The sequence below is a fragment of the Oleiphilus sp. HI0066 genome, from assembly GCF_001635725.1.
Genome location: NZ_LWFH01000746.1, coordinates 1 through 617, shown reverse-complemented (window position 1 = coordinate 617; position 617 = coordinate 1). Strand labels below are relative to the sequence as shown.

At 47.0% G+C, this 617-nt stretch carries 1 protein-coding gene; it reads left to right on the top strand.

All coding sequences use genetic code 11. The features are described 5' to 3' along the window. On the top strand, positions 1-617 hold a 617-nt coding region (locus A3738_RS09075; RefSeq protein WP_156504132.1), incomplete at both ends, for a DUF6584 family protein.

The window sequence follows — 617 nt, the reverse complement described above, 5'->3', positions numbered from 1 at the left end:
TGTCGGTATGGCAACGCTTAATGCCTTAGAAGGTCAAATGCCTGCAGCGCTCGTGTTAGTAGAAAAAGTCAGTGCTGACGACGAAGCGTTCCCGAAAGCACAATTGCTGAAAGCTGGTATCGAGATTTCTGAAAATCAGTTAGAGAATGCTGAATCAACCTTAAGTGAATTGCTGTCTGTTTTGCCGACCAGCGACCAAATGCTCCCTGATCGTGTACTCACGCTTGAGCGTTTGTCTTATGTGCTTACAAGACAAGGTCGCGCGAACGAAGCCTACATTTATACAAAGCTTCTCTCTGAAGCATTTCCAGGCGCAACCGAAGCAAATGATACTTTCCAAGAAGCCTTGGCCGATTTTCAAGAGAATCGTTTAGATCAAGCTAAAGAGAAGCTTGAGAAGTTAGTAGAGCAGTATCCTGGTCATACTCGTTCACGTCAGGTGCTGGGTATTATCAGTTACATGCAGGGCGATACCGAAGCCGCAGCGCGTTACTTAGATGATGTGGTTGATCCAGAGACGGCAAGCCCGCTGGCGACCCAAGTATATATGGCAACCAATCTTAAACTGAACGAGCCTCGGCGTGTTCTAGACGCATTAGAACCAACTATCGAACAGC